The sequence below is a fragment of the Dokdonella sp. genome, from assembly GCF_035703485.1.
Classification (GTDB): Bacteria; Pseudomonadota; Gammaproteobacteria; order Xanthomonadales; family Rhodanobacteraceae; genus Dokdonella.
The window spans coordinates 1-3,944 of the sequence record NZ_DASSYD010000166.1; the positions used below are offsets into that span (position 1 = coordinate 1).

Below are 3,944 nucleotides of genomic sequence, written 5' to 3' on the forward strand. Positions count from 1 at the left end.
GTTACCGCGCCACTTGCGGCGACTCTGTGCAGCCGCTGTTGGCCGTCATCAAAACGCCCGCGCACTGGGGCCTCGCATCGTTGCCTCGCAGCCTCAAGCCCGAAGAAGTGGATCGGTTGTTGAGTTCCTTCACGGCGGAACTTCCGTCGGCTCGCCGTGGCTATGCCATCGTTCGCCTGGCACTCGACCTGGGACTGCGCAGCATCGAGATCAATCGGCTGCAACTGGCCGACATCGATTGGCGCACGGGCACTATCACTCTCAAGCATACGAAGGCGCGGCGCCAAGACTTTTTGCCATTGCCGGCGGTCACCGGCCAAGCGCTGGAGGCCTACATTCGTCACGAACGCCCCAAGACCTGCGACGGCGCAATGTTCGTGCGTCACCTCGCGCCACATGACGAACCCATCGGCGTAGACGCCATTCGACGTGTAATGCGCGATGCATTCCGGCGCGCGGGTATCCGCCATGGGCGATCGCATGCTCTGCGTCACACGCTGGCCTGTCGGATCGTCAACCAGGGTGGCTCGATCAAGGAAGTGGCCGATGTGTTGCGGCACCGGTCACTCAACACCTCACTCATCTACGCCAAGCTCGACCACAGCGCGTTGGCCGGCGTCGCACTGCCGTGGCCCGGGAGTGCCCTATGAGCGCTCAAGTTCCCTTACAGGCCCGAGTTGAGCAGTATTTGGCCGAGCGGCGGCGTCTCGGCTTCAAGCTTAGAACCATGGCTTACGCACTGGCGCGCTTCGCCCGCGACATCACCGATGCCGGCCACCATGGCCCACTGACCGTCGATCGGATGGCCGCCTGGGCACGCCAGGCCAAAGGTGGCCGAGGCAACCGCGCTACTTCAGCGCGCCAGCTGAAGCTGCTGCGCCCGTTCACGGCTTGGCTGCGGCAGTTCGAACCGGCCACCGAGGTGCCAGACGAGGCTGTCTTCGGCCGCGTTCCTGGCCGCATGTCGCCGCATATCTATCGCGAGCAGGAGATTGTCGAGCTGCTGACTGCAGCTCGGAAGCTTGGGCCGTCGGGCAGTCTGCGATCGGCGGTGATCGAGACGCTGTTCGGCCTGATCGCTTGCACGGGCCTACGCATCTCAGAAGCGATGGGGCTACAGGACGCCGATGTAGATCTGAAGGGCGGGGTGCTGACGATCCGTCAAAGCAAGTTCGGCAAATCCCGACGGTTGCCATTGCACACGAGCGCAATCGAAGCGTTGACTCGCTACCGAACGCAGCGAACTCGCCATGTGTGCACTACGCCTGACGCACCGTTCTTCATCTCCACACGCGGGCGATTGCTCGGCGAGCCGGTAAGCGACCGTCAGGTCCACCGCATCTTCGAGCAACTTCGCAAGCAACTCGGCTGGGTTGATCGCGGCAGCCACGGCAGGCCTCGCATTCATGACTTACGGCATTCGTTCGCAGTACGCCGACTGGTGCTTTGGCATGAGCAAGGGGTGGACATCAACCAACGGATGCTGGCGTTGTCGACCTACCTCGGTCACGTCAAGATCTCCAACACCTACTGGTATCTCACTGGCGTGCCCGAGCTGATGGGCAGGGTCGGCCAGCGCTTCGAGTGCTTCGTCAATCCGCGGGTGCACGGCGATGAGTAGGGCAGCGAGACCACGAGCGCCGCTGAGCTTTGCCGCGCTTGTGCAGTCCTTCTTCACTGAGCATCTGACTCAGCAACGGGCGATGAGTCCATGCACGATAGCGACCTACCGCGACGCGTTCGTGTTGTTCATGGACTTCACTGTGAGCCACCTGCATAAGCAGCCCACGGCGATCCGGTTGGAGGACGTCACGCCGGCGCTGATCTTGGCGTTCCTCGACCATCTGGAGCACGAGCGCGGTAACGCGGTGCGCACCCGCAATGCCCGGCTGGCAGCGCTACGCGCCTTCCTGAAGTTCGCCGGCCACCGTGACGTCGGTGCACTGCATGTCGTCGAGCAGGCGTTGGGTGTGCCGATGAAGCGCTTTGAGAGACCCATGCTCGGCTTCCTGTCGCGCGAGGAGATGCTGGCAATTATCGGAAAGCCCGGTGCAAGCTGGACCAGCCAGCGCGACCACCTGCTGCTGCACATGCTCTACAACACCGGGGCGCGGGTGTCGGAGATCACGGCTGTGCGCCTGGCCGATGTCGTCCTCGATGGCGCAGCGTGTGTCCACTTGCACGGCAAGGGACGCAAGCAGCGAACGATGCCTCTGTGGCGATCGACGGTCAGAGCGATACGGGCTTGGTTGAGGTTGAACCCCGAGTTGGTACCGGCATCGGCGCTGCTGCCGAATCGGGACGGCCATCCGATGACGCGTACCAATGTCACGCAGCGACTCGCGCTGGCTGTAGTGGCGGCAAGTCCGGTGATGCCGAGCCTGTGTGATCGGCACATATCCCCTCACACGGTGCGCCACACGACAGCGATGCATTTGCTGCAGTCCGGTGAGTCCATCGAGGGAATTGCCTTATGGCTTGGTCACGAGAGTCCGACCACCACGCATCAGTATGTGGAAGCGAACCTCGAGATGAAGGAAAAGGCGCTCGCCAAACTGCAGGATCCCGACACACCTGCCAAGCGCTTCCGAGCCTCGGACTCGTTGATGGAGTTCCTGAAGACGCTGTGATTATGAAAAGGAAAAGAGAGGCGGGCGTGCCGGAGAGTCCGAGTGACAGCCGATCCGGGCGCTCGCCACCTCAGAACTTCTCATAACTGGGGACTTCTCATAATGGCCGTTATGGAGAGCTCTCCATAACGGCCAGAAGCGGACGTTGGCCAGCACAAGATCAAACCGAAAAGCCGCCATTCGTCGATGCGTTTGGTACGTGCTGAGATGCTTGACGGAGGCACTTGTCCGCTGAACCATACGCGCAACGCCCCAGTGCAGTCGATCTGTATTTGACTATTCGGAATTCATCGTGATCCACGGTTGCTGTTCGCTATGTCTTATCGATTCGCAGTTATGCGAGTCGCACATCATTCCGAACGCACTATTCCGTCGAATCAAAAAACGGCAAAAGACTGGAAATCTTATCAAGTTTAATGATCACCCCTGCTCCAAAGTTGTTCGGTCACAGGAATCTTGGTGGGAACACCTTCTATGTCAGAAGTGCGAGGGCAAGATTCGGGACTTCGAAACGTATGGCCTCAAGCTCATCCGAGGCGGCGCTAGCATTCAATTTGCCAAGCATGACGAAGGCATCACTTTTCGGAACCATTCGTACAAGCTGTTCAAGCTATTTCTCACCTCAATTGTCTGGAGAGCCGCAGTCTCTAAGCAGGAGACATTCCACAGCGTGCATGCGCCTGTAGAGGCGATTGAAGCCGCGCGCCAATCCCTGCTCAATGGCGAGGCGCAGTCCCCTGCAAAGTTCGGAGTTCGCCTCGCTCGTTTGGTTGACAATTCAGGAGCGGAAGGTGCTTTTTCGCCCGAAACGTTAAAAACTTTGATCGTCTCGCCCATCGCCAGAGAGCCATCCAACATTGGCTATTCCGTTCTCTTCTTGTTGGAAGGGTTTCTCCTTGAATATTTCATCCCGTTCATGCCGAACAGGCTGCGAGACGAGCATGGAACACATCGAGACTCGCCCACACTGTTCGTTCCATACAGGTGCATATTCATAGTTCCCGAGCTCGCCAATCTCTTAGTTACGGCATACGGCAAGCAGCAGCGGGGGATCATCGCGTTTGATGGCTAACCATCCCCTCAAGTGGAATGCTGCGAATCGACGTTGATGTTGCTCCTAGAATCCTCAATCGTCATGCGCATCTTCTTGATGCTAGCGTCAATTGAATCTGCCATCTAGCATTCACCTACTAACAGGCGGCCCTACAGCACGGTTCAAGCGTGTCTCGGCCTACCGCCTTCGGCCACCGAGAGGCAGTCCTTTGCATGGCTTTCCCTTCAAGCACATCGCGATCAAGGTTCGAACAGTGATTG

4 protein-coding genes are annotated in these 3,944 nt (G+C 59.2%); all 4 read left to right on the forward strand.

Annotated elements, in window-relative coordinates; genetic code table 11:
* The coding region (locus VFN25_RS12810; RefSeq protein WP_325142504.1) for a tyrosine-type recombinase/integrase at window positions 1-650 on the forward strand (650 nt) is incomplete at its 5' end.
* Complete coding sequence (locus tag VFN25_RS12815) at window positions 647-1,621, forward strand: tyrosine-type recombinase/integrase (RefSeq protein ID WP_325142506.1); 975 nt, start codon at window positions 647-649, stop codon at window positions 1,619-1,621. The genes VFN25_RS12810 and VFN25_RS12815, both read left to right, overlap by 4 nt.
* Complete coding sequence (locus VFN25_RS12820) at window positions 1,614-2,630, forward strand: tyrosine-type recombinase/integrase (RefSeq protein ID WP_325142508.1); 1,017 nt, start codon at window positions 1,614-1,616, stop codon at window positions 2,628-2,630. The genes VFN25_RS12815 and VFN25_RS12820 overlap by 8 nt, the downstream gene beginning before the upstream one ends.
* 292 nt (window positions 2,631-2,922) lie before the next feature.
* The gene (locus VFN25_RS12825; RefSeq protein ID WP_325142510.1) at window positions 2,923-3,702 is read left to right on the forward strand and encodes a hypothetical protein; all 780 of its coding nucleotides are present in this window, start codon (window positions 2,923-2,925) and stop codon (window positions 3,700-3,702) included.
* The last annotated feature ends 242 nt before the right edge of the window (window positions 3,703-3,944 follow it).

What these genes read in the sequence shown, in the direction of transcription:
- VFN25_RS12815 (WP_325142506.1), top strand. Translation starts at nt 647, where the DNA reads ATGAGCGCTCAAGTTCCCTTACAGGCCCGAGTTGAGCAGTATTTGGCC.
- VFN25_RS12820 (WP_325142508.1), top strand. Translation starts at nt 1,614, where the DNA reads ATGAGTAGGGCAGCGAGACCACGAGCGCCGCTGAGCTTTGCCGCGCTT.